Consider the following 23,954-nt stretch of genomic DNA (forward strand, 5'->3'; position numbering starts at 1 on the left):
AGATCGCGCCCCGAGCAATCACTTGCACGTGGGCGCGATCTCGCAGCTGAGTACTACCGCGAGCGCCGCGACAGGCGCTCGACGTCCAGCAGGACGACCGCGCGGGCCTCCAGCTTGAGCCAGCCGCGGCCGGCGAAATCGGCGAGGGCCTTGTTGACCGTCTCGCGGGAGGCGCCGACCAGCTGGGCCAGTTCCTCCTGGGTGAGGTCATGGGCGACGTGGATGCCCTCGTCGGACTGGACGCCGAAGCGGCGGGAGAGGTCGAGCAGGGCCTTGGCGACGCGGCCGGGCACGTCGGAGAAGACCAGGTCGGACATCACGTCGTTGGTGCGGCGCAGGCGGCGGGCGATCGCGCGGAGCAGCGCGATGGAGACCTCGGGGCGGGCGTGCAGCAGCGGGAGCAGGTCGCCGTGGCCGAGGCCGAGGAGCTTGACCTCGGTGAGGGCGGTGGCGGTGGCGGTGCGCGGGCCCGGGTCGAACAGCGAGAGTTCGCCGATCATCTCGGAGGGGCCGAGTACGGCGAGCATGTTCTCGCGGCCGTCCGGGGACGCGCGGTGCAGCTTGACCTTGCCCTCGACCACGACGTACAGCCGGTCGCCCGGGTCGCCCTCGTGGAACAGCGACTCGCCACGGGCGAGCGTCACCTCGGTCATGGAAGCGCGGAGCTCGGCAGCCTGGTCGTCGTCGAGTGCCGCGAACAGCGCGGCGCGCCGCAGAACGTCGTCCACGAGCTTCCTCCTGCTGGTGTCATGGGCAGTGCTATTCACCACCAAGGATGACGCATGTCGCTCCGATCATATGAGGAGGGGGGTGTGCCGGGTGCGGCCTACGCGGCCATTCGCGCACTTGGAGTGACGGTCGCGGCGGCCTGGGTCCGGCGGCGTGTCGCCTGTCGGGCGGACCTGGCGGAACAGCGTGGCGTGCATCGGTTCACTCCCGGGGAGGTGCTGAAAGGGGCTTCCGGGAGCAGTCGATCCGGTTCCGGCTAGGTAGTCAACTCGGCGTTTTGGCAAGCGAGTCGGCGATTCTGGCTGCCGTCGTGCCGGTCGTCGGGGCGGCGACGGTCAGCACCGGGCACGGGGCATGACCGCGGCAGTGCCGCGCGGTGTGGTCGCCGTGCGGGTGCGGCCAGTGGCGGTGCGGGGTGCCGAGCAGCAGCAGGTCGGCCGGGCCGGTGACCGCCGCGACCAGGGCCGGGCCGGCCGCTCCCGTGACCACGGTGGGGCGGACCAGCACGTCGCCCGGCCAGCCGCCGAGCGCGGCGTCGAACGCGGCGTCCAGCAGCATCCCGGCGGCGCGGGCGGGCACCGCGTCGGACGGGCGGCGGGCGAGCACCGGGACCAGCACGGCGCCGCGCACCGCCGCCTCCATCGCGGCCCGGCGCAGCGCGGCCAGGCTGTCCGGCGAGCCGTCCACACCGACCACCACATGGGTCTCGTTCGGTTCCATGACCGGCCTCCTCGTCCCCCTCCTTCAGTGAACGCCGCCGGCGGCGGCCCGGGCGTCAGGGCGGCGTTGGGAAACCGGCCGCGGGCGTCAGGGAGCCGTCAAGGACGGCCGGGGGCGGCCTGCGGCGCGATCTGCTGGTGCCTGCGGGCCCCGCCGGGGCCCGCGAATTCCGGACGGAGGACGTGATGGAGCAGCGGCCGCGCATCGTGGTCGGGGTCAGCGGATCGCTCGGCAGCCTGGCGGCCGTGCACCGCGCGGTGGCCGAGGCCCGGCGGCTGGGCGGCGAGGTGCTGGCCCTGCACGTCTGGGAGCCGCCGAGCGGCGAGTTCGGCCACCGCCGCTCGCCCTGCCCGCCACTGATGTCGGCGGTGCGCGAACTGGCCGCGACCACGCTGGCCGAGGCGATGGCCGAGGCGTTCGGCGGCACCGACCCCGGCGTTCCGCTCACCGCCCGCACCGTCCGCGGCCGGACCGCCCCCGTCCTGCTGGCCGCCGCCGACCGGCCCGGCGACCTGCTGGTCCTCGGCCCGTCCGGCTCCTGGCTGCACCGCGGCCTGCGCGGCTCCGTCCCCGGGTACTGCGTGCGCCGGGCGAACTGCCCCGTGCTGGTCGTCCCGCGCTCCGAACTCGCCTCCACCCTGGACGAGGTGAGCGGACGCCTGTTCGCCGCCCGGGCCCTCGACGCGGAGCTGCGCGGGCTGGTGGCGGTGTCCGGCGGTGCCTGATCGGCTGCCCGTCGCACTGTCCGGCGCGGCGGCCCTGCTGCTGGGCGCGGCGACCGCGCTCACGCTCGCACCGCTCGGCGAACTGCGCGCCGGCTGGTTCGCCCTCACCGCGTTCGCCGCCGGGTGCGCCGCCCTCGGCACCCGCTCCCGGCCCGCCGCCGCGCCGCTCGTCGGCCTGGCGGCCTGGCTCTTCCACAACGGCTTCGCCGAACACCGCTACGCCGAGATCGGCTGGGCCGGCCCCGGCCCCGAGGCCGGCCACCTCGCGCTGTTCACTGCGGCGGCCCTGCTCGCCGCCCTCCCGCGGGGCCGGGTGCGCTCCCGGAAGTGAGCACAAGTACAAAGGAGACGGCGGCAGTTCGGGCTGTGGGGGCCCGCTCGGCCGCGAACGGGGCGGCCCGGGTGGTGCGTGGGGGCACTTCCCGGGCCGCTCGCCTGTGCGGGCGTCCACAATGGACGTATGACCGCGCACGAGGACGGCCTGCCCGCGCTCACCCGGCTGCTCGCCCGGGGTGGCGTGGCGGTGCTGAGCGGTGCCGGGCTGTCGACCGAGTCCGGGATCCCGGACTACCGGGGGCCGGACGGGATCCGACGGCACCGGGCGCCGATGACCTACCAGGAGTTCCTGGCGGGGGAGCCGGCCCGCCGCCGCTACTGGGCGCGCAGCCACGCCGGGCGCGCCGTGATCGCCAGGGCCCGCCCGAACGCCGGCCACCTCGCGGTGGCCCGGCTGCGCGCCGCCGGACCGCTCGCGTCGGTGATCACCCAGAACGTCGACGGCCTGCACCGCGCCGCGGGCACCACCGACGCCGTCGAACTGCACGGCGGCCTCGACCGGGTGATCTGCCTCTCCTGCGCCGCGATCAGTCCCCGCGCCGAACTCGACGAACGCCTCACCGCCCTCAACCCCGCCTTCCGGGAGGCCGGTTCACGCATCAACCCGGACGGCGACGTCGAACTCCCCGACGACCTGGTGACGTCCTTCACCGTCGCCGACTGCGCCCGCTGCGGCGGCGTCCTCAAACCCGACGTGGTGTTCTTCGGTGAGAACGTCCCCAAGGCGCGCGTCGAGCACTGCTACCGCCTGGTCGACGAAGCCCGCGCCCTGCTCGTCCTCGGCTCCTCCCTGGCCGTTCTCTCCGGCCTCCGCTTCGTCCGCCGCACCGCGAAGGCCGGCAAACCCGTCGCCATCATCAACCAGGGCCCCACCCGCGCCGACGACCTCGCCACCCTCCACCTCGACCGCCCCCTCGGCGAGACCCTGACCGCCCTGGCCGAGCGACTCGGCGCATAGCCCCGAGCGGCCCGGGCTCACGCCGCCGCCGGCGCGGTGGGCCGGCAGATCGCGACGAGCTCCAGCCGTGGCACGACGTAGTGGGTGAGCAGCCCGCCGGTGACGTGTTCGGCGTCGGGCGGATACTCCCAGCTCCAGCTCACTCGTTCACCGCCGCGAACGCGGCTCGGTACAGCTCGGCGACCGTGACGGCGTGCCGACGGCACTCTTCGATGCTCGCCGCGTGGTTGGCGAGGTAGTTCGACCGGTGGTAGGCCCGGGAGGCCGCCGGGAGGCGCTCGATCTCCAGCACGGCAGCCCAGTGCGCGACGAAGGAGCGGATGGGCTGGACGCCGCCGGTGGCGATGGCCTCGGCCATGGCTCCGGTCTGGCCCTCGATCATCTCCGGTAGCCGGTCGGGGGCGACCACGGCCAGCGCGGCTTTCAGGGCGGCCGGGGTCTTGTCCGGCCGGGGGATGAGCTCCGTCTCCTCGGACGCGGCCTGGCTCATGACTGGCTCCTCTCCTCTGTTGTGAGGCCACCGGGCCGGACCCACACCCACGGGCCCGGAGGTGGGGCGTCAAGGGGGCGTCAAGGCTGGGGAACCACCCGTATGGGGGGCGTCAGGGACCGTAAATGCGGGCGGCTGCGCTGATTGGCTCTGAGGGCCGGCGAGATACGCAGGCCGTTGTCCCGAGCCACCTTGGTGGATGCCATGTCGGATCTGATCTATGTCGGTGTCACGGTCGCCGTGTTCGCCGTCATCGCCCTGATCGCGCGGGGGGTGGAGAAGCTGTGACCGCGGAGAACATCGTCGGTCTCATCGTCGCCGCCGCGCTGGTCGGTTACCTCGTTCTCGCGTTGATCCACCCGGAGAAGTTCTGACATGAGTGCCACTCTTGCCGGCTGGCTCCAGGCGATCGCCCTGGTCGGTGCGCTGGCTCTCTGCTACCGGCCGCTGGGTGACTACATCGCGCGGCTGCTCACCACCGCGAAACATCTGAGAGCCGAGAAGGCCCTGTACCGACTGGTCGGCGTCGACGGCGACGCCGACCAGCGCTGGCCGGTGTACTTGCGGTCGGTGCTGGCGTTCTCGACGCTGTCGGTGCTGTTCCTGTACGGGCTGATCCGGCTGCAGACGCACCTGCTGCTGAGCCTGGGCGTGCCCGAGATGGAGGCGCACCAGGCCTGGAACACCGCGATCTCGTTCACCGCCAACACCAACTGGCAGTCGTACAGCGGCGAGTCCGCGATGGGCCACCTGGTGCAGATGACGGGCCTGGCGGTGCAGAACTTCGTCTCCGCGGCCGTCGGCATCGCCGTGGTCGCGGCGCTGATCCGCGGTTTCACCCGCAACCGCACCGACCGGGTCGGCAACTTCTGGGTGGACCTGACCCGGATCTCGCTGCGCCTGCTGCTGCCGATCGCGATCGTGTTCGCGCTGGTGCTGGCCGCGAACGGCGTGGTGCAGAACTTCCACGGTTTCCACGAGGTCGGCACGCTGACGGGCGGTCAGCAGGCGATCCCGGGCGGGCCGGTGGCCTCGCAGGAGGTCATCAAGCTGCTCGGCACCAACGGCGGCGGCTTCTACAACGCCAACTCGGCGCACCCGTTCGAGAACCCGACCGGCTTCACCAACCTGGTGGAGATCTTCCTGATACTGGTGATCGCGTTCTCGCTGCCGCGCACCTTCGGCCGGATGGTCGGCGACCACCGCCAGGGCTACGCGATCGTCGCGGTGATGGGCCTGTTCTGGGTGGCCTCGGCCGCGCTGATCACGTTCTTCGAGCACCAGCACGGCGGCACCGCCCTGCAGGCCGCCGGCGCGGCGATGGAGGGCAAGGAGCAGCGGCTCGGCATCGCCGGGTCGAGCCTGTTCGCGGCGTCCACCACGCTCACCTCGACAGGTGCGGTGAACTCCTTCCACGACTCGTACTCGCCGTTCGGCGGCGGTCTGGCGATCTTCAACATGATGCTCGGCGAGATCGCGCCCGGCGGTACCGGCTCCGGCCTGTACGGGATGCTGATCCTGGCGATCGTCGCGGTGTTCGTGGCCGGTCTGATGGTCGGCCGCACCCCCGAGTACCTGGGCAAGAAGCTCGGCGGCCGGGAGATGAAGTTCGCCTCGCTGTACATCCTCACCACCCCGACGATCGTGCTGATCGGCGCCGGCACCGCGATCGCCCTGCCCGGCGAGCGCGCCGGGATGCTCAACTCCGGGGCGCACGGCTTCTCCGAGGTGCTGTACGCGTTCACCTCGGCCGCGAACAACAACGGCTCGGCGTTCGCCGGCATCACCGTGAACACCACCTGGTACGACACGGCGCTGGGCCTGGCGATGGTGTTCGGACGGTTCCTGCCGATGGTGTTCGTGCTGGCACTGGCCGGCTCGCTGGCCAAGCAGCAGCCCGTCCCGGCGAGCGCGGGCACCCTGCCCACCCACAAGCCGCTGTTCGTCGGACTGCTCTCCGGTGTGGTGCTGATCGTCGTCGGCCTCACCTACTTCCCGGCCCTGGCCCTCGGGCCGATCGCAGAAGGTCTCCACTGATGTCCACCACCCTTGAACCGGCGGCCCCCGAACAGGCGCCGCACAGAGTCTCCGCGGGCCTGCTCGATCCGAAGCTGCTGCTCGCCTCGCTGCCCGACGCGGTGAAGAAGCTCGACCCCCGGGTGATGGTGAAGAACCCGGTGATGTTCGTGGTCGAGGTCGGCTCGGTGGTCACCACCGTCGCCGCGATCGCCGACCCGTCGGTGTTCGCCTGGGCGATCACCGTCTGGCTCTGGCTGACCACGGTGTTCGCCAACCTGGCCGAGGCGGTCGCCGAGGGCCGCGGCAAGGCACAGGCCGACACGCTGCGCCGTGCCAAGTCCGACACCATGGCCCGACGTCTCGTCAACTGGCCTGCGGCGCAGACCGAGGAGGAGGTGCCGGGCACCGCGCTGCGGCTCGGCGACCACGTGGTGGTCGAGGCCGGGCAGGTCATCCCGGGCGACGGCGACGTGGTCGAGGGCATCGCCAGCGTCGACGAGTCGGCGATCACCGGCGAGTCCGCGCCGGTGATCCGCGAGTCCGGCGGCGACCGCTCGGCCGTCACCGGCGGCACCAAGGTGCTGTCCGACCGGATCGTGGTGAAGATCAGCTCCGAACCGGGCAAGACCTTCATCGACCGGATGATCGCCCTGGTGGAGGGCGCGGCCCGGCAGAAGACGCCGAACGAGATCGCGCTGAACATCCTGCTGGCCTCGCTGACCATCGTGTTCCTGATCGCGGTGGTCACCCTGCAGCCGATGGCGACGTACGCGGGCGCCCCGCAGCCCACCGTGGTGCTGGTCGCGCTGATCGTGGCGCTGATCCCGACCACCATCGGCGCGCTGCTCTCGGCGATCGGCATCGCCGGCATGGACCGGCTGGTGCAGCGCAACGTGCTGGCGATGTCGGGCCGGGCCGTGGAGGCCGCCGGCGACGTCAACACCCTGCTGCTCGACAAGACCGGCACCATCACGCTCGGCAACCGGCAGGCCGCCGAGTTCCAGCCCGCCGAGGGCGTGAGCGTCGAGGAACTCGCGGACGCCGCGCAGCTGTCCTCGCTGGCCGACGAGACCCCCGAGGGCCGCTCGATCGTGGTGCTCGCCAAGACCGGGTACGGCCTGCGGGCCCGCGCCCAGGGCGAGTTGGCGCACGCCGAATGGGTGCCGTTCACCGCGCAGACCCGGATGTCGGGCGTCAACCTTCCCGAGGGGGACGGCCGCGAGGTCCGCAAGGGCGCGGCCGCCTCGGTCGCCAACTGGGTGACGGGCAACGGCGGTTCGGTCGGCCCCGAGGTCGCGCAGCTGGTCGACGGGATCTCCGCCGCCGGTGGCACCCCGCTGGTGGTCGCCGACCGCGAGGGCGGACGGCCGCCCCGGGTGCTCGGCGTGATCCACCTCAAGGACGTGGTCAAGGAGGGCATGCGCGAGCGCTTCGCGGAGCTGCGCCGGATGGGCATCAAGACCGTGATGATCACCGGCGACAACCCGCTGACCGCCCGGGCGATCGCCCAGGAGGCAGGCGTCGACGACTTCCTCGCCGAGGCCACCCCCGAGGACAAGATGGCCCTGATCCGCAAGGAGCAGGAGGGCGGCAAGCTGGTCGCGATGACCGGCGACGGCACCAACGACGCCCCGGCGCTCGCCCAGGCCGACGTCGGCGTGGCGATGAACACCGGCACCATGGCGGCCAAGGAGGCCGGCAACATGGTGGACCTGGACTCCAACCCGACCAAGCTGATCGAGATCGTCGAGATCGGCAAGCAACTGCTCATCACCCGCGGCGCGTTGACGACCTTCTCGATCGCCAACGACGTGGCCAAGTACTTCGCGATCATCCCCGCGATGTTCGCCGGCGTGTACCCCGGCCTGCGGCACCTGAACATCATGGGCCTGCACAGCCCGACCTCCGCGATCACCTCGGCGATCATCTTCAACGCCCTGGTCATCATCGGCCTGATTCCGCTCGCCCTGCGCGGCGTCAAGTACCGTCCGTCCGACGCCAGTTCGCTGCTGTCCCGGAACATCGGGGTCTACGGCATAGGGGGCCTGGTGGTGCCGTTCGTCGGCATCAAGGCCATCGACCTGATCGTCCAGTTCGTCCCCGGCCTGAGCTGACAGAGAGGAGAACGAGACATGCCCACCTTCCTGCGTACCCACCTCACCGCGCTGCGGATGCTGCTGGTGATGACCGTGATCCTCGGCATCGCCTACCCGCTGCTGATCACCGGCATCAGCCAACTCGCGTTCCCCGCCAAGGCCAACGGCTCGGTGGTGAAGAACGACGGCAAGGAGATCGGCTCCAGCCTGCTCGGCCAGAGCTTCGACCTGCCCAAGCAGAACCCCGACGACCCGGACGAGCAGGCGCAGCCCGACCCGAAGTGGTTCCAGCCCCGCCCGTCGGCCGGCGGCTACGACCCGAAGTCCTCCGGCGCGTCCAACCTCGGCCCGAACAGCGCCGACCTGCTGAAGGCCGTCGAGGAGCGCCGCGCCGCCGTCGCCGCGTTCGACGGCGTCGACCCGGCGAGCGTCCCCCCGGACGCGCTGACCGCCTCCGGCTCCGGACTCGACCCGCAGATCTCCGTCGCGTACGCCAAGGAACAGGTCCAGCGCGTCGCCCGGGCCCGCGGCGTCAGCCCCGAGCAACTCGACCGGCTGATCGGCGAGTTCACCGACGGCCGTTCGCTCGGCTTCCTCGGCCAGGGCGGCGTCAACGTGGTGCTGCTCAACCGTGCGGTCGCCGACCTGAAGTGACGATGCGTCCCTTACCGAAGCAGGCCGACCCGGGCGCTCCCCCGCCCGGGTCGGCCGGCCGCGTACCCGCCCCTACCGACCCGACCGTGAGACGAGCCGCCATGCCAGTTGACCCAGGACAGGCCTTCGGAGCCCGGATGCCCGCCCACCGGCGGGGCCGGCTACGGGTCTACCTGGGCGCGGCCCCCGGCGTCGGCAAGACCTACCGGATGCTCGACGAGGCGCACCGCCGCCAGGAGCGCGGCACCGACGTGGTCGTCGGCTTCCTGGAGACCCACAACCGGCCCCGCACCGCCCGGCTGCTCGACGGACTGGAACAACTCCCGCGCACCACAAGGCGCTACCGCGACACCGAATTCGCCGAACTCGACCTGGACGCGCTGCTGGCCCGACGGCCCGAACTCGCCCTGGTCGACGAACTCGCCCACACCAACATCCCCGGCGGACGGCACGCCAAGCGCTGGCAGGACGTCGAAGAACTCCTCGCCGCCGGCATCGACGTCGTCACCACCGTCAACATCCAGCACCTCGAATCGCTCAACGACGTGGTGCAGAAGATCACCGGCGTACCGCAGCGCGAAACCGTCCCCGACGAAGTGGTGCGCCGCGCCGACCAGATCGAACTCGTCGACATGGCCCCGCAGGCACTGCGCCGCCGCCTCGCCCACGGCAACGTCTACCAGGCCGAGAAGGTCGACGCCGCGCTCGCCAACTACTTCCGGGTCGGCAACCTCACCGCACTGCGCGAACTCGCCCTGCTCTGGCTGGCCGGCCGGGTCGACGAAGGACTGCGCGACTACCGGGCCGTGCACAACATCGACCGGGTCTGGGAGACCCGCGAACGCGTCGTCGTCGCCCTCACCGGCGGACCCGAAGGCCCCACCCTGATCCGCCGCGCCGCCCGGATCTGCGACCGCACCGCCGGCGGCGAACTCCTCGCCGTGCACGTCACCCGCAGCGACGGCCTGGCCGGCGCCTCACCCGGCCGGCTCGCCGAACAGCGCAGCCTGGTCGAATCCCTCGGCGGCAGCTACCACCTGGTCGTCGGCGACGACATCCCCGAAACACTGCTGACCTTCGCCCGCGCCCGCGACGCCACCCAACTCGTCCTCGGCACCAGCCGGCGCGGCCGCACCAGCCGCTTCCTCACCGGACCCGGCATCGGCGAAACCACCGTCGACCGGTCCGAGGACATCGACGTCCACATGGTCACCCACGCGTTCACCGGCCGCGGCCGGCTCCCCTCGCTCGGCCGCCGGCACTCCCGCCGCCGCACCCTCGTCGGATACGCCGCCGGACTCGCCGTCCCCTGGGTGCTGACCGCCGTGCTCTCCCAGGGCCACCACGCGCTGAACCTCACCACCGACGCGCTGATCTTCCAACTCGGCGTCGTCGCCGTCGCGTTGCTCGGCGGAGCGACCTCCGCCCTGCTCGCCTCGGTGGTCGCCTCACTGCTGCTGAACTACTACTTCATCCCGCCCGTGCACACCTTCACCATCGGCGAGGCCAACAACTTCATCGCCCTCGCCGTCTTCGCCGCCGTCGCCCTCTGCGTGTCCACCGTCGTCGACCACTCCACCCGGCAGACCGCCCGCGCCGCCCGCGCCACCGCCGAAGCCGAAACCCTCTCCACCCTGGCCGGCTCCGTCCTGCGCGGCGCCGACGCCGTCCCCGCCCTGCTCGAACGCACCCGCACCTCCTTCGGCCTCGACACCGCCGCCCTGCTCGACCCCGCCACCGGCGACGTCCTCGCCCGCACCGACACCCCCGCAGCCGCCGACGAACACCCCGAAACCACCGAACTGCCCGTCGGCGCCGACGCGTTGCTCGTCCTCACCGGACGCCGACTGTCCGACACCGACCACCGGGTACTCGCCGCGTTCGCCGCCCACCTCGCCGCCGCCCTCGAACGCGACCGCCTCGCCACCGTCGCCGCCGAGGTCGAACCCATCCGCGCCGCCGACCGGATGCGCACCGCCCTGCTCGCCGCCGTCAGCCACGACCTGCGCACCCCGCTCGCCACCGCCCTCGCCTCCGTCGGCTCCCTGCGCAGCCCCGACGTCGAATTCTCCGCCGACGACCGGAACGAACTGCTCGCCCTCGCCGACGAATCCCTCGTCGAACTCACCCGACTCGTCGACAACCTGCTCGACCTCAGCCGCCTCCAGGCCGGCGCCCTCACCCTGCACCTGCAACCCACCCACCTCGACGAGATCCTGCCCCGCGCCCTCGACTCACTGCCCGACCCCGACGCGCCCGTCCAACCCCTCGACCTCGACACCGCCCCGCCCGTCCTCGCCGACCCGCCACTGCTCGAACGCGTCCTCGCCAACGTCGTCACCAACGCGCTCCGGCACAACGCACCCGGCGCACCCGTCCTGGTCACCGCCTCCGCCCACGCCGACCGCGTCGAGATCCGCATCGTCGACCGCGGACCCGGCATCCCGCCCGAGGACCGCGACCGCGTCTTCCTGCCGTTCCAACGCCTCGGCGACACCGACAACACCACCGGCCTCGGCCTCGGCCTCGCCCTCTCCCGCGGCCTCGCCGAAGCCATGGGCGGCAGCCTCGACGTCGAGGACACCCCCGGCGGCGGCGCCACCCTGCTGCTCACCCTGCCCGCCGCCACCACCGAACAGGAAGCCTCATGACCCGCGTCCTGGCCGTCGACGACGAACCCCGCCTGCTGCGCACCCTGCGCCTCAACCTGGTCGCCCGCCAGTACGCGGCCCTCACCGCCGGCACCGCCCGACAGGCCCTCGAACTCGCCGAGCAGACCCCGCCCGACGCCGTCCTGCTCGACCTCGGCCTGCCCGACCAGGACGGCATGGACGTCCTGCGCGCCCTGCGCCGCCACAGCTCCGCACCCGTCATCGTGCTCTCCGGACGCACCGACCCCGCCGACCGCATCCACGCCCTCGACGGCGGCGCCGACGACTACCTCACCAAACCCTTCGTCATGGACGAACTCTTCGCCCGGCTCCGCGCCGTCCTGCGCCGCCCCGCACCCGCCACCGCCCCGCCACTCGCCCGGATCGGCGACCACGCCGTCGACCCCGCCGCCGCCCGCGCCACCGGACCCGACGGCCCCGTACGCCTCACCCCCATCGAATGGAAACTGCTCTCCGTGCTGCTCGCGGCCCCCGGCCGGCTCGTCGGCCGCCAACAACTCCTCACCGCCGTCTGGGGACCGGGCCACGAAGAACACAGCAACTACCTGCGGGTCCACTTCGCGGCCCTGCGCCGCAAACTCGAACGCGACCCGCACCGCCCCCGCCACCTGATCACCGAACCCGGCCTCGGCTACCGCTACCTTCCCTGACGGGCCACCAGCCGCCGGCCCACGCCCGCCACCACACTGCCCGCGACCGTCCCCAGCAGCGCGCCCGCCACCACGTCCCCCGGGTAGTGCACGCCCGTGTGCACCCGCGAGTAGCCCACCGACGCCGCGAGCAGGCCCAACGGGGCCGCCGCCCAAGGCAGTTGGGAGGCCACTCCGGTGGCGAACGCGAACGCCGACGCGGTGTGCCCGGACGGGAACGACCCCGACTCCGGCATCGGCACCTGCCGCGCCTGCGGCACCTTCCCCGCCACCCGGTCCGGCCGGGCCCGCCGCGCCAGCGACTTGCCCGCCACGTTCGCCGCCGCCGACGCCACCGCCACCGACCCCAGCCCCACCAGCGCCGCCCGGCGCGACGCCCCCGGCACCAGCGCCAGGCCGCACGCCACCGCCACCGACAGCTTCGAGTGGTTCGCCGCCGTCGACAGCCGCCGCAGGCCCTCGTCCAGCGTCGGCGTCGGCGTCGCCGCGATCGTCACGTACACCGCCAGGTCCACCGCCGACACGTCCGCCATCACCCGGCGCCCGGCCGGCACCCACCGCTCCACCGCCCTCACCGCGCACCGTCGTTCGCCTCGACGCGGCCCGCCGCCAGCCGCGACAGCAGCCCCCATGACAGCGGCGGCGCCGGCCGCACCGCACCCGGACGGCGCCGCGGCACCCGCACCCGCAGCGCCCCCGGCCGGATCACGCACCGCACCGGGACGTCCAGCTCCAACGCCTCGCCGTCCACCGCCACCGGAATCCTCGCCGCCTCCGCCGTCACCAGCACCTCACGCCCCACCAGGGTCCGCACCGCCTCCGCATTCGTACCCCGCAACGCCAGCTCCGCCGCCTGCGCCGCGCCGTCCACCCTCACCCCCAGCACCCCCAACCGGCCCAGATCCAGCCGCGAACGCCGCCCCGGATCCAGCAGGTCCCCCGCGTCGTACGGGTTGTTGCTGACCAGCACCGCGTGCGGCCGCTCCAGCACCTCCCCGCCCACCTCGGCCCGCAGCTCCGCGCCCGCGTACCCCACCAGCAGGTCCGGCAGCATCGCCAGCATCGTCGACGCCTTCGCGTCCCGGTACTCCGGATTCCGCACGACCTCCGCGTAGGTGCCGAACGACACGTTGTTCACGAACGCCCGACCCGCCACCTCGCCCAGGTCCACCCGCAGCTCCACACCGTCCGTCAACGCGTCCAGGCCGCTCGCCGGGTCGTCCCGGTCCAGGCCCAGGTCCAGCGCGAAGTGGTTGCGGGTGCCCGCCGCCACCACCAGGAACGGCAACCCGTGCCGGGCCGCGACCTGCGCCACCAGCGCCTGCGTGCCGTCCCCGCCGGCCACACCCAGCAGATCCGCGCCATCCGCCACGGCCCGCTCCGCGAGCAGCGCCACGTCCTGCTCCGGCCCGGCAGAGGGGTCGAGCAGCACCACCTCGGCCCCCAACTCCCGGGCCCGGTCGGCCAAGCGGAACTCCCGCACCTTCCCGCCGCCGGACTCCGGATTCATGATCAGCACCGGCCTGCGCGGCCCCGGCGCCTCCCGCTCCCGCACCTCGCGCGGCCCCCGCGCCGAGCGCAGCGCCGACCGTCCCAGTGACAGACCCGCCGACCACAGCGCCACCGCGCCCAGCACCCACGGCCACGTCTCCGCCCCGACGACCAGCGCCACCGCACCCACCGGCGCCGCCACCGCCAACAGCGCCCCGAGCCAACGCGCCGGCCCGCGCCGCGACAACGCCCACCACACCCCCACCGCGATCAGCGCCAACGCCGCCACCCCGACCCCCACCACCAGCGCCCCGCGCAGCCCCGCCCCCGCCGCCAGCACCCCGACCGCCGCCGTCCCGCACCCGATCGCGGCCCGCGCCAGCCACTTCGCCCGCACCACCTCACCCATCCACCGACGGTAACGCCCCGTCAACCATCGGACCCGGAAAGACAATCGGGCTGTGGCAGAATCCGCCGGGTGACCATCCGGGTACTGCTCGCCGACGACCAGGAGATGGTGCGACGCGGACTGCGCCGCATCCTCGAAACCCAACCGGACATCCAGGTGGTCGGCGAGGCCGCCGACGGCATCGCCACCGTCGAATCCGCCCGCGCGCTGCGCCCGGACGTCGCCCTCGTCGACGTCCGGATGCCCCGGATGGACGGCCTCGAAGTCGTCCGCCAACTCTGCGGGCCCACCGCCGACCCACAGGTCAAAGTGGTCGTGGTGACGACGTTCGACCTCGACGAGTACGTGTACCCGGCGCTGCGCGGCGGCGCCTCCGGCTTCCTGCTCAAACGCTCCGGACCGGCCCTGCTGATCGAAGCCGTCCGCGCCGCCACAGCCGGCGACAGCCTGATCAGCCCGTCCGTCACCGTCCGCCTGCTCCAGCACGTCACCGGCCGCCGCCCCGAGGCCGCTCCGCTCGCCGAACCCCTCACCACCCGCGAACAGGAGATCACCCGCGAAGTCGCCGCCGGACGCACCAACGCCGACATCGCCGCCGCGCTGTTCATCTCGGCCGGCACCGTGAAGACCCACGTCGCACACATCCAGCGCAAACTCGGCGTCCGCAACCGGGTCGGCATCGCCATGCGCGCCTTCGAACTCGGCTACCTCACCGACCTGCCCGCATGACCGTCCGCCGCGCCCTCACCGCCGTCGCGGCCGTGCTGCTGCTCGTGCCGGCCGTGCTCGGGCCCCCGGCCGGCTGGATCCCCGGCGGCACCGCCGTCCTGGTCCTCGCCCTCGCCGCGCTGCACCGACCGCTCGGCCCGCGCTCACCCGTCCTCGCACCCGTCGCCGCCGCCCTGCTCTCACTCGCCGTCGACGCCGGCTACTTCGGCGACCACGGGCTGGAACTGCTCTGGATGCCCGCCGAGTTCGCCGCCCTGCTGGCCCTGGTGGTACGCGCCGTACGACGCCTGCCGGCCCGCCCCGCCTGGGCCGCCGGCGCGCTCACCACCGCCGCCGCCCTGGCCCTGCCGCTGCGCTTCGCGCTGCGCCAACCCGTGCCGCTGGACGCCTCCGTGGCCGGCCTGGTGATCGCCGTCGCCCCCGTCGCCACCGCCCTCGGCGCCGCCCTCTACCTGCGCGGCCAGGACGACCGCCGGGCCCGCGCCGTCCGCGACGCCCGCCACGAACAGCGCCTCGCCGTCGCTCGCGACCTGCACGACTACGTCGCCCACGAGCTCACCGGCATCCTGCTCGAAGTGCAGGCCGCCCAGGTCAGCGGCTACGACCCGGACGAGAACGCCCGGCTGCTGACCCGGCTGGAAGCCGCCGGACAGCGCGCCCTCGCCTCCATGGATCACACCCTCGACACCCTGCGCGCCCCCGACGGCGCCGCCCCGCGCCGCCACGCCCTCACCGAACTCCCCGCCCTGCTCGACCACTTCCCCGACCGGCCCGCGCTGCACCATCCCGCCGATCTGCCCGCGCTGCCGCCCGCCGTCGAGGACGCCGCCTACCGGGTCGCGCTGGAAGCGCTCACCAACATCCGCCGCCACGCGCCCGCCGCCGATCGGATCACCGTCGCCGTCGCCCACCATCCCGGCACCGGCCTCACCGTCACCGTTACCGACACCGGCCCCGCCTACCCCCACGCCCGCCCCGGCGGCGGCACCGGCCTGACCGCCCTGCGCACCCGGATCGCCGACCTCGGCGGCGAACTGACTGCCGGCCCGCACGGCCCCGGCTGGCGGGTGGCGGCGACGCTGCCGACCGGCTGAACGCACCGGTAGCTGTGACCGCACCCGCGCCCGGACACGCCGACGGCGCGTGGCCGCCCCTTGCGTCGGGGTGGCCACGCGCCGTCCTGGCTCTCGGGCTCTACTCCTCGACGGGGGTGCCGTCGGCGGCGATCCGGGCGAAGCCGAGGTACTTGTGCAGCGCCTTCGGCAGCAGCACCGAACCGTCGGCCTGCTGGTGCTGCTCCAGCACCGCCGCGATGGTGCGGCCCAGCGGCAGACCCGAACCGTTCACCGTCGCGGCCGGGGTCGGCTTGCCGTTCTCGTCGCGGGTACGGATACCGGCCCGGCGGCCCTGGAAGGTGCCGAAGTCCGACACCGAGGAGATCTCCCGGTAGGTGTCCTGGCTGGGCAGCCACACCTCCAGGTCGTACGTCAGCTGCGAGGAGAAGCCGGTGTCGCCGGCCGCCAACGTGACCACGCGGTAGGCGAGTTCCAGCTCCTGCAGGCACGCCTCGGCGTGCGACACCATCAGCAGCATCTGCTCCCGCGCCTGCTCGGCGGCGCAGATCCGCACCATCTCCACCTTCGAGAACTGGTGCAGCCGGATCAGCCCGCGGGTGTCGCGGCCGTACGAACCGGCCTCCGAACGGAAACACGGGGTGTGCGCGGTGAGCGCCAGCGGCAGCTCGGCCGGGGCGACGATCTCGTCCGCGTACAGGTTGGTCAGCGGCACCTCGGCGGTCGGGATCAGGAACAGGTCCCGGTCCGCGACGCCCGTCCGGAACAGGTCCTCCTCGAACTTCGGCAGCTGGCCGGTGCCCGTCATCGTGCGTCGGTTCACCAGGTACGGCACCGCGTGCTCCACGTAGCCGTGCCGGCGGGTGTGCAGGTCCAGCAGCAGCGCGACGATCGCCCGCTCCAGCGCCGCACCGGTGCCGCGCAGCACGCTGAACCGCGAACCCGACAGCTTGGTGGCCCGGCCGAAGTCCATGATGCCCATGGTCTCGCCCAGGTCGACGTGGTCCTTGGGCGCGAAGCCGAACGCCTGCGGCTCCCCGACCCGGCGCACCTCGAGGGCGTCCTCGTCCGAGAACCCGTCCGGCGCCTCGTCGGCCGGCAGGTTCGGGATGGTCAGCAGCAGATCGGTCAACTCCTGCTGGACCGTCTCCAGTTCGGCCTCGTTCTGCTGGATCTGCTCCTTCAGCGCGCGGGCGCTCTCCTTCAGCTCCGAGACGTCCCCGCCCTGCTTCGCCGTCCGCTGCACCTCCTGCGCGACCTGCTTCGACCTGGCCCGCAGCTCGTCACCGGCCTGAATGCCCGCGTTGCGCCGGGACTGCAGGGCCTCCAGTGCGGACAGGTCGAGCCGGTAGCCGCGACGTGCGAGCCGCCGGACGGCTTCGTCCCCCAGGTCGATCAGGGCGCGGGCATCATGCATCGGAGTCTGCTCCTCGGGACAGCCAGGTGAAGTGTCCCGACCGTAGCAGGGGGGCGGATCGGGGTGCACGGGCTTTGGGGGGCGGTGGGGGGCGGGTGGAGGGTCGGTGGGGGTGGTCAGAAGTGATCGGGTTCGGTCAGGTTCGGTCGCGCTTGCGAGTTGCTCTACGCAGAGATAATCTCTGCGTAGAGCAACTCGGAAACACGACCGACTCTGCAGGGGGACCTCACCATGTGGCAGCACGAGCACACCGCCGACACCACCGCCGCGCCGCACGCCGTCTGGGCGGTGCTCAGCGACCTGAACGCCTGGCCGAGCTGGGACACCTCAATGGAGTCGGTGACGCTCGACGGCCCGTTCGCCGTCGGCAGCAAGGTCGCCATGACGCCGACCGGCCAGGAGCCGATCGTCTCGGTGATCACCCGGATCGAGGAGAACCACGTCTACGCCGACGAGACCGAGTTCGGCGGGACCACGCTGAGCTTTTGGCACACCCTCACCGCCCTGCCCGACGGCGGCACCCGCGTCCTGCACCGCCTCGAGATCACCGGCCCCGACGCCGACGGGCTCGGCCCCGAGCTCGGCCCGATGATCACCGAGGACTTCCCCGAGGCAATGGCCGGCCTGCTGGCCCAGGCGGAGCGAGTGGCCCGATGAAGATTCACCCCGAAGACGCAGCGATCGTCGAGCAGGACCTGCTGGCCGACGGCCCGGTGCACAGCCCGGGCTTCTGGCTGTGGCACGCCACCATGCGCTGGCAGCGCGAAGTCGCCGCCGCGCTCGCCCCCTACGACCTGACGCACCCCCAGTTCGTCCTGCTCTCCTGCGCCTGGTGGCTCAACGAGCAGGGCAAGACCCCCAACCAGCAGGAGCTCTCCCAGCAGGCCGGTACCGACGTCCGCACCACCTCGCAGGTGGTGCGGAAGCTGGAGGCCAAGGGCCTGCTGACCCGCACCACCGACCCGGACGACACCCGGTCCCTGCGCCTGCGCATCACCTCGCAGGGCGTCGGCCTGGCCCGCGCCGCGATCCCCGACGTCGAGGCCGCCGACCGTTCGTTCTTCGCCCCCGCCGCCTTCCCCGGACCGGGCCGCCCGGCCATGGACGGAGTCGCCCTCAGTCGGCTGCTCCGCCACCTGGTCGACGCGCCCTGAGGCAGTTGGCCGTCCCGACCGGAGCCCGCACGGTCAGCCCTTGGCGACGAACTCCGCGAGCACTGGCGCCAGCACCTCCGGCGCCACCTCGTGGGTCTGACCCTCCAGGGTGCGGTACGCGGACCCGGCGGCCGCAGTGGCGGTCGCCCGGGCCGCGTCCCGCAGCAGGTCGGTGCTGAGGCCGCCGTCCAGGACCAGCACCGGCACGGTCAGCGCGGCCAGCAGCTCAGTGGGTACGGCGGCGCCCGCCGCGCCGTCCAGCACCTCGGCGTCGTTGACCAGCGTCGGCGCGACCGACTCGAACAGCGGCCAGACGGGCGAGTTACGCAGCCCGTCGAGCATCGGCTCGGGGGTGCCGACGAAGGTCATGAAGCGGGCGATCGCCGCGCCGCGGTCACCGGCGGCGACGTCCTGTGCCACGCCCGCCCGGTAGCCCGCGAACCTGGCCCGCTGCTCGTCGCTGGTGCTGAACGGCGGCTCGTACACGGCGACCCGCTCGACGCCGATGCCCGCGCCGGCCGCCCGAAGCGCCAGCGCACCGCCGGAGGACAGTCCGAGCACGGTCGCGCTGCCGCCCGCCGCCGCGACGACCGCCGCCAGGTCCTCGATCTCCCGCTCGACGACGTCCGCGCCGCTCGAGCCGTCCGCGCCGTCCGCGCCGCCCGCGCCGCTCTCCCCGCGCCCGCGCCGGTCGTAGCTGAACACCCGGTGCCCGTCGGCGAGTTGTCCGGCGATCCCGGCGGACGGGCCGAAGCCGCGGTGGCACATCGCACCGTCCACGATCACCACGGCGGGGCCCTCGCCCGCGGCCTGGTAGGCGATCCGGGTGCCGTCGGCGGAGGTCACGTACTCGGTCATCTTCAACTCCTGCGGGGTGGGGGGTGGGGATGGTGCGGGTCCGGGGGAGGTCAGGGCCGGCCGGCGGTGGCGAGCGTGTGGGCGACCAGCGCGTTGGCGTGGCCGTGTCCGATGCCGTGTTCGGTCTTCAGCCAGGTGACCAGTTCCATGTGCTTGGTCAGCGGCGAGCTGCTGATCAGCTCCTGCCAGTCGGCGATCGGACGCCCGTACTTCTGCTCGATGGAGGGGAAGTAGCTGGCCGGTCCCTTGACGCTCATCCCGGGTTCCTCCGCGTTCCGCGCTGCCGCTGGGGCCGCCGCTGTCGTCTGCTGTCGTTTGCCGTCACAGGTACGGACGGGCGGCCCGGGCGGAACTCATCGCTTCCCGTGAATCTTTTTTCGCGACTTTCTCGTGGCGTCCCGCGAACACCGAACGCGTCCCCCTCCGGCGGCCTACGGTCGGGTCATGGCATGGATCGACGACAGCACGATCGAGCGCGCCGCCGACTACCTGTGGACCGCGGGCCGGGTCCTGGAACAGCGGCGCTTCACCCACCTGTTCGACGCCCCGGACCAAGCGGGCGTCCTCGCCGCCCTGGACGCCTACCGCACCCCGGACGGCGGCTGGGCGTACGGCCTGGAACCCGACGTCCGCGGCCCGGCCGCCCAACCGCTGGCCGCCGGTGCCGCCGCCCGCATCCTCGGCGAGGCCGGCGCGCTGACCGGCCCGCGCGGCCGCGAACTCTGCGACTGGGCCGTCACTTTGACCACCCCGGACGGCGGCGTGCCCGCCGTGCTGCCCACCCTGCGCCGCTACCCGCACCCGCCGTTCCTGCCGATCGCCGACGACCCGCCTGCCGAACTGCTCTCCACTGGCCAGATCGCCGCCCCGCTGCTGCGCCACGGCGTCCAGCACCCGTGGCTGACGGCCGCCGAGGCGTTCTGCCGCCGCGCCGTCGAGGCGATCGAGCACACCCACCCGTACGAGGTGTTCACCGCCGTCGGCATCCTGGACACCTCGCCGGACCGTGCCTGGGCGACCGAACAGGCCGCCCGCCTCGGCGAGTTGGTGCGCAAGCAGCAGCTGGTGCTGCTGGACCCGGCGCACCCGGAGGAGGTCCGGATCGCCCCCGGGTACGCGCCCCGCGAGTACCACCTGCCGCACGACTTCGCGCCCCGCCCGGACAGTCTGGCCCGCGCCTGGTTCTCCGACGCCGAGCTGGAGCGCGGACTCGTGCATCTGGTGTCCGCCCAACTCCCGGACGGCGGCTGGCCGATCAACTGGGCCCGCTGGTCCGAGTCCACCGAGCACGAGGCCCGCCCGGGCGTCACCCTCGCCGCCCTGCTCACCCTGCGCGCGTACTCCTCCTGAACCCGGCCGCTCAGCCGACGGCGCGCTTCACCAACTCGGCGATGCGCGCCGACTCGGCCTCGCCGAGGTCGGCGACCGCGTAGGACGTCGGCCACAGGTCGCCGTCGTCCAGGCGTGCCTGGTCGCTGAAGCCGATGGTCGCGTACCGGGACTTGAACTTGGCGGCGCTCTGGAAGAAGCACACCGGCTTGCCGTCCTCGTTGTTGTACGCGGGCATCCCGTACCAGGTCTTCGGCGCCAGCTCCGGCGCGACCGAGGTGACGATCGCGTGGAAACGCTCCGCCAGCAGCCGGTCCTCCGGCGGCATCTCGGCGATCTTCTCCAGCAGGTCCCGCTCCGCCTCGGCGGCCTTGGCGGCGGCCGAGGCCCGCTTGGACTCCGCCTTCAGCTCCTTGGCGCGCTCCTTCATCGCCGCGCGCTCGTCCGCCGTGAAACCCTCGTGCTTCTCCGCCATGACCCGCTCTCCCGTTCCGTTCCCTGGTGACGTTCTTCATCGTAGGAACGGGGCCACCGCCGCGGCTTCTCGGAAACTGATCGGTCGACCGATCGGCCAACCGATCGGTCCCGGAAACGCCGGAGTCCGGCCCGGGAGGCTCCCGGACCGGACTCCTTCCACCTGAGGCTCAGCGGGCCTTGAAGGTCCGCAGCCGCAGGCTGTTGCCGACCACGAAGACCGAGGAGAAGGCCATCGCGCCGCCCGCGATCATCGGGTTGAGCAGGCCGGTCGCCGCCAGCGGCAGGGCGGCCACGTTGTAGGCGAAGGCCCAGAACAGGTTGCCCTTGATGGTGGCGAGGGTCCGCCGCGACAGCCGGATCGCGTCCGCCGCGGAGCGGAGGTCGCCGCGGACCAGGGTCAGGTCGGCGGCCTCGATGGCCGCGTCGGTGCCGGTGCCGATGGCCAGGCCCAGGTCGGCCTGGGCGAGGGCGGCCGCGTCGTTGACGCCGTCGCCGACCATCGCGACCGTCCGGCCCTCGGCCTGCAGCCGCTGCACGGTGGCGACCTTGTCCTCCGGCAGCACCTCGGCGATCACGTCCTCGGCGGGGATGCCCACCTCGGCCGCCACCGACTCCGCCACCAGCCTGTTGTCACCGGTCAGCAGCACCGGACGCAGGCCCAGCGCCCGCAGTTCGGCGATCGCCTCCGCACTGGTCGGCTTCACCGCGTCCGCCACCTCCAGCACGGCCCGCGCCGCGCCGTCCCAGCCGACCGCGATCGCGGTCCGGCCGGCCCGCTCGGCCTCGGCCTTGGCGGTCACCAGCTCCGCCGGCAGGTGCTGCGCCCAGTCGGCCAGCAGTGCCTCGCGTCCGGCGACCACCGCGTGGCCGTCGACCACGCCCTGCACACCCAGGCCGGGGACGTTCTCGAAGCTCTCGACCGCCTCCAGCTCGCCGAACTTCTCCTGCGCGGCGGTGGCCACGGCCTGGGCGATCGGGTGCTCGGAGGCGTGCTCCAGCGCGCCGGCCAGCCGCAGCGCCTCGTCCTCGGTGGTGCCTTCGACGGTGTGCAGGCCGACCAGGGTCATCTTGCCGGTGGTCACGGTGCCGGTCTTGTCCAGCACGATGGTGTCGACCTTGCGGGTGTTCTCCAGGACCTCGGGGCCCTTGATCAGGATGCCCAGCTGGGCACCGCGACCGGTGCCGACCAGCAGCGCGGTCGGAGTGGCCAGGCCCAGGGCGCAGGGGCAGGCGATGATCAGGACGGCGACGGCGGCGGTGAAGGCGGCGGTCCAGCCCTCGCCGGTGCCCAGCCAGTAGCCCAGGGTGGCGAGCGCCAGGGTGATCACGACCGGCACGAACACGCCGGAGATCCGGTCCGCCAGGCGCTGCGCGGCGGCCTTGCCGTTCTGCGCGTCCTCGACCAGCTTCGCCATCCGGGCCAGCTGGGTGTCCGCACCGACCCGGGTGGCCTCGATCACCAGCCGGCCGCCCGCGTTGACGGTCGCGCCCGTCACCGCGTCGCCGGGGCCGACCTCGACCGGCACCGATTCGCCGGTCAGCATCGAGGCGTCCACGGCGGAGCTGCCCTCGACCACGGTGCCGTCGGTGGCGATCTTCTCGCCGGGACGGACCACGAACCGGTCCCCGACGGCCAGCTGCCCGATCGGGACCCGCACCTCGCGGCCGTCCCGCAGCACCGTCACGTCCTTCGCGCCCAGTTCCAGCAGCGCCTTCAGTGCCGCGCCGGCCGTCCGCTTCGACCGGGCCTCGAAGTACCGGCCGGCCAGGATGAACGCGGTGACGCCGGCCGCCGCCTCCAGGTAGATGTTCGACGCGCCGTCGGAGCGGGCGATGGTGAACTCGAAGCCGTGCCGCATGCCCGGCATGCCCGCGTCGCCGAAGAACAGCGCCCACAGCGACCACAGGAACGCGGCACCGGTGCCCAGCGAGACCAGGGTGTCCATGGTGGCGGCGCCGTGCTTGGCGTTGGTCCAGGCGGCGCGGTGGAACGGCCACGCCGCGTACGTCACGACCGGCGCGGCCAGCGTCAGCGACAGCCACTGCCAGTTGTCGAACTGGAGCGCCGGCACCATCGCCATCGCGATCACCGGCACGGCCAGGGTCAGCGAGGTGATCAGCCGCTGCCGCAGCGGGGCCAGCTCGTCGGCCACGTCGGCGGCCTGCTCGCCCTTGTCCTCGGCCGGGGGCTCCGGCAGTGCGGCCGTGTAGCCGGTGGCTTCCACGGTGGCGATCAGGGCGGAGACCTCCACGGGCCCGTCGATGACCACCTTGGCCTTCTCGGTGGCGTAGTTGACCGTGGCCTGGACGCCGTCCATGCGGTTGAGCTTCTTCTCGATCCGCGCGGCGCAAGAGGCACAAGTCATGCCGCCGATGCGGAGTTCCACCTCGGTGGAGGCGGGTGCTGCCTGGGTGGTCATCAGGGGCTCCTCGTGGGTTTCGAACATCCCGGCGGGTGGCCGGGTTCCTTCGTTCCTCAGGCGCGGCCGGTCAGCTCGTAGCCGGCCTCGTCGACGGCGGCGCGCACCGTCTCGTCGTCGAGCTCGGCCACCGAACCGACGGTGACCAGCCCGTTCTTCACGTCCACCTGCACGGCCTCGACGCCCTCGAGCGCCCCGATCGCCTTGCCAACGGCCTTCTCGCAGTGCCCGCAGGTCATCCCCGACACCGCGAACACGGTGGTGATGGCGGCCGGCGCGGTGATGGTCGCGGTGGTGGAGCAGGTGCCGTCGCTGGAGCAGCAGGACATGGGATCCTCCGTTGAAGTTCTCGATACCCGGAGGGGGTATCCCTCCCGGTGAAAACATTTATACCCCTGGGGGGTATGCAGCACAAGGGCTTCCCGGTCCGAATCCAGGGCCGGTCCGGCCCTATAGGGGGTGTGGGCCCGGTGTAGTTCCCGCCGGTGGCGGGCCACTCCTCCGGCTGCGAAAAATTTCCGGCACCGATCCGTTCCCGGCCCGCACCG

Annotated in this window: 26 protein-coding genes; 14 read left to right on the forward strand and 12 right to left on the reverse strand. The window is 72.9% G+C overall.

The features are described from left to right. Window positions 1-53: 53 nt before the first annotated feature. Window positions 54-728, reverse strand: coding sequence for a Crp/Fnr family transcriptional regulator (locus ACFYST_RS07765; RefSeq protein ID WP_014136744.1), 675 nt, complete (start codon window positions 726-728; stop codon window positions 54-56). Window positions 729-993: 265 nt separating this feature from the next. Further along, window positions 994-1,449, reverse strand: a complete 456-nt coding sequence (locus ACFYST_RS07770; RefSeq protein ID WP_387860753.1) for a universal stress protein — start codon at window positions 1,447-1,449, stop codon at window positions 994-996. 185 nt (window positions 1,450-1,634) lie between these two features. Here ACFYST_RS07770 and ACFYST_RS07775 point away from each other — a divergent pair, with 185 nt between their 5' ends. From ACFYST_RS07775 to ACFYST_RS07785, 3 genes are all read left to right on the forward strand, one after another. After that, window positions 1,635-2,174, forward strand: a complete 540-nt coding sequence (locus ACFYST_RS07775) for a universal stress protein (RefSeq protein ID WP_387860754.1) — start codon at window positions 1,635-1,637, stop codon at window positions 2,172-2,174. Further along, window positions 2,167-2,505 (forward strand): hypothetical protein, encoded by a 339-nt coding sequence (locus ACFYST_RS07780; RefSeq protein ID WP_387639159.1) that lies wholly within the window; start codon window positions 2,167-2,169, stop codon window positions 2,503-2,505. The genes ACFYST_RS07775 and ACFYST_RS07780 overlap by 8 nt, the downstream gene beginning before the upstream one ends. 129 nt (window positions 2,506-2,634) lie before the next feature. After that, the gene (locus ACFYST_RS07785; protein WP_387639156.1) at window positions 2,635-3,468 is read left to right on the forward strand and encodes an NAD-dependent protein deacetylase; all 834 of its coding nucleotides are present in this window, start codon (window positions 2,635-2,637) and stop codon (window positions 3,466-3,468) included. A 17-nt stretch (window positions 3,469-3,485) separates the two neighbouring features. On the opposite strand, the gene ACFYST_RS07790 is transcribed toward ACFYST_RS07785, so the two are convergent. Beyond that, window positions 3,486-3,611: a hypothetical protein gene (locus ACFYST_RS07790; RefSeq protein WP_387639153.1), complete on the reverse strand. Its 126-nt coding sequence runs from the start codon at window positions 3,609-3,611 to the stop codon at window positions 3,486-3,488. Further along, a complete protein-coding gene (locus tag ACFYST_RS07795; protein WP_387860756.1) occupies window positions 3,608-3,958 on the reverse strand; it encodes a hypothetical protein in 351 nt (116 codons plus the stop codon). The genes ACFYST_RS07790 and ACFYST_RS07795 overlap by 4 nt, the downstream gene beginning before the upstream one ends. Before the next feature lie 284 nt (window positions 3,959-4,242). On the opposite strand from ACFYST_RS07795, the gene kdpF reads away from it, so the two are divergent. The 6 genes from kdpF to ACFYST_RS07825 all read left to right on the forward strand — a co-directional run bounded on the left by kdpF (window position 4,243) and on the right by ACFYST_RS07825 (window position 12,049). Further along, on the forward strand, window positions 4,243-4,332 hold the full coding sequence (kdpF, locus tag ACFYST_RS07800) for a K(+)-transporting ATPase subunit F (RefSeq protein WP_043915087.1): 90 nt from the start codon (window positions 4,243-4,245) through the stop codon (window positions 4,330-4,332). A gap of 1 nt (window position 4,333) precedes the next feature. Further along, on the forward strand, window positions 4,334-5,995 hold the full coding sequence (gene kdpA / locus ACFYST_RS07805) for a potassium-transporting ATPase subunit KdpA (RefSeq protein ID WP_387860758.1): 1,662 nt from the start codon (window positions 4,334-4,336) through the stop codon (window positions 5,993-5,995). Beyond that, window positions 5,995-8,091 (forward strand): potassium-transporting ATPase subunit KdpB, encoded by a 2,097-nt coding sequence (kdpB, locus tag ACFYST_RS07810; protein ID WP_387860760.1) that lies wholly within the window; start codon window positions 5,995-5,997, stop codon window positions 8,089-8,091. Before kdpA ends, kdpB begins: the two co-directional genes overlap by 1 nt. 18 nt (window positions 8,092-8,109) lie before the next feature. Beyond that, entirely contained in the window at window positions 8,110-8,727 is a 618-nt protein-coding gene (gene kdpC / locus ACFYST_RS07815) for a K(+)-transporting ATPase subunit C (RefSeq protein ID WP_387639143.1), read from the forward strand. A 137-nt stretch (window positions 8,728-8,864) separates the two neighbouring features. Beyond that, a complete protein-coding gene (locus ACFYST_RS07820; protein WP_387860762.1) occupies window positions 8,865-11,378 on the forward strand; it encodes an ATP-binding protein in 2,514 nt (837 codons plus the stop codon). Next, a complete protein-coding gene (locus ACFYST_RS07825; RefSeq protein WP_387860766.1) occupies window positions 11,375-12,049 on the forward strand; it encodes a response regulator in 675 nt (224 codons plus the stop codon). Before ACFYST_RS07820 ends, ACFYST_RS07825 begins: the two co-directional genes overlap by 4 nt. On the opposite strand, the gene ACFYST_RS07830 is transcribed toward ACFYST_RS07825, so the two are convergent. Together ACFYST_RS07830 and ACFYST_RS07835 are read right to left on the reverse strand one after the other, a co-directional pair. Next, the gene (locus ACFYST_RS07830) at window positions 12,037-12,582 is read right to left on the reverse strand and encodes a phosphatase PAP2 family protein (protein ID WP_387861107.1); all 546 of its coding nucleotides are present in this window, start codon (window positions 12,580-12,582) and stop codon (window positions 12,037-12,039) included. The genes ACFYST_RS07825 and ACFYST_RS07830 overlap by 13 nt on opposite strands. A 38-nt stretch (window positions 12,583-12,620) precedes the next feature. Next, entirely contained in the window at window positions 12,621-13,949 is a 1,329-nt protein-coding gene (locus ACFYST_RS07835) for a diacylglycerol/lipid kinase family protein (protein WP_387639134.1), read from the reverse strand. Window positions 13,950-14,018: 69 nt separating this feature from the next. Between ACFYST_RS07835 and ACFYST_RS07840 the strand changes: the two genes are divergently transcribed. Continuing rightward, window positions 14,019-14,678 carry a response regulator gene (locus ACFYST_RS07840; protein WP_387860768.1) on the forward strand — a complete coding sequence of 220 codons (660 nt, stop codon included), beginning with the start codon at window positions 14,019-14,021 and terminating at the stop codon, window positions 14,676-14,678. Beyond that, the gene (locus tag ACFYST_RS07845) at window positions 14,675-15,772 is read left to right on the forward strand and encodes a sensor histidine kinase (RefSeq protein ID WP_387860770.1); all 1,098 of its coding nucleotides are present in this window, start codon (window positions 14,675-14,677) and stop codon (window positions 15,770-15,772) included. The genes ACFYST_RS07840 and ACFYST_RS07845 overlap by 4 nt, the downstream gene beginning before the upstream one ends. 100 nt (window positions 15,773-15,872) lie before the next feature. Here the strand turns inward: ACFYST_RS07845 and serS are convergent, their stop codons facing one another. Beyond that, window positions 15,873-17,168 carry a serine--tRNA ligase gene (gene serS, locus ACFYST_RS07850; RefSeq protein WP_387639127.1) on the reverse strand — a complete coding sequence of 432 codons (1,296 nt, stop codon included), beginning with the start codon at window positions 17,166-17,168 and terminating at the stop codon, window positions 15,873-15,875. A 231-nt stretch (window positions 17,169-17,399) separates the two neighbouring features. Here serS and ACFYST_RS07855 point away from each other — a divergent pair, with 231 nt between their 5' ends. Together ACFYST_RS07855 and ACFYST_RS07860 are read left to right on the forward strand one after the other, a co-directional pair. Continuing rightward, the gene (locus ACFYST_RS07855; RefSeq protein ID WP_387860772.1) at window positions 17,400-17,825 is read left to right on the forward strand and encodes an SRPBCC family protein; all 426 of its coding nucleotides are present in this window, start codon (window positions 17,400-17,402) and stop codon (window positions 17,823-17,825) included. Further along, window positions 17,822-18,322: a MarR family winged helix-turn-helix transcriptional regulator gene (locus tag ACFYST_RS07860; protein ID WP_387639121.1), complete on the forward strand. Its 501-nt coding sequence runs from the start codon at window positions 17,822-17,824 to the stop codon at window positions 18,320-18,322. The genes ACFYST_RS07855 and ACFYST_RS07860 overlap by 4 nt, the downstream gene beginning before the upstream one ends. Window positions 18,323-18,355: 33 nt before the next feature. Here ACFYST_RS07860 and ACFYST_RS07865 read toward each other — a convergent pair whose 3' ends face one another. Next, entirely contained in the window at window positions 18,356-19,180 is an 825-nt protein-coding gene (locus ACFYST_RS07865; RefSeq protein ID WP_387860774.1) for an alpha/beta fold hydrolase, read from the reverse strand. Window positions 19,181-19,230: 50 nt separating this feature from the next. Continuing rightward, window positions 19,231-19,437: a DUF4287 domain-containing protein gene (locus ACFYST_RS07870; RefSeq protein WP_387639115.1), complete on the reverse strand. Its 207-nt coding sequence runs from the start codon at window positions 19,435-19,437 to the stop codon at window positions 19,231-19,233. A gap of 187 nt (window positions 19,438-19,624) precedes the next feature. Between ACFYST_RS07870 and ACFYST_RS07875 the strand changes: the two genes are divergently transcribed. Then, window positions 19,625-20,530 carry a hypothetical protein gene (locus ACFYST_RS07875; RefSeq protein ID WP_387860776.1) on the forward strand — a complete coding sequence of 302 codons (906 nt, stop codon included), beginning with the start codon at window positions 19,625-19,627 and terminating at the stop codon, window positions 20,528-20,530. Between the two features lie 10 nt (window positions 20,531-20,540). On the opposite strand, the gene ACFYST_RS07880 is transcribed toward ACFYST_RS07875, so the two are convergent. The 3 genes from ACFYST_RS07880 to ACFYST_RS07890 all read right to left on the reverse strand — a co-directional run bounded on the left by ACFYST_RS07880 (window position 20,541) and on the right by ACFYST_RS07890 (window position 23,735). Further along, window positions 20,541-20,984, reverse strand: coding sequence for an iron chaperone (locus ACFYST_RS07880; RefSeq protein WP_387860778.1), 444 nt, complete (start codon window positions 20,982-20,984; stop codon window positions 20,541-20,543). 169 nt (window positions 20,985-21,153) lie between these two features. After that, a complete protein-coding gene (locus ACFYST_RS07885) occupies window positions 21,154-23,406 on the reverse strand; it encodes a heavy metal translocating P-type ATPase (RefSeq protein ID WP_387860780.1) in 2,253 nt (750 codons plus the stop codon). 56 nt (window positions 23,407-23,462) lie between these two features. After that, window positions 23,463-23,735 (reverse strand): heavy-metal-associated domain-containing protein, encoded by a 273-nt coding sequence (locus ACFYST_RS07890; protein ID WP_387860781.1) that lies wholly within the window; start codon window positions 23,733-23,735, stop codon window positions 23,463-23,465. Window positions 23,736-23,954: the final 219 nt, after the last annotated feature.

The organism is Kitasatospora sp. NPDC004614, assembly GCF_042873675.1.
Classification (GTDB): domain Bacteria; phylum Actinomycetota; class Actinomycetes; order Streptomycetales; family Streptomycetaceae; genus Kitasatospora.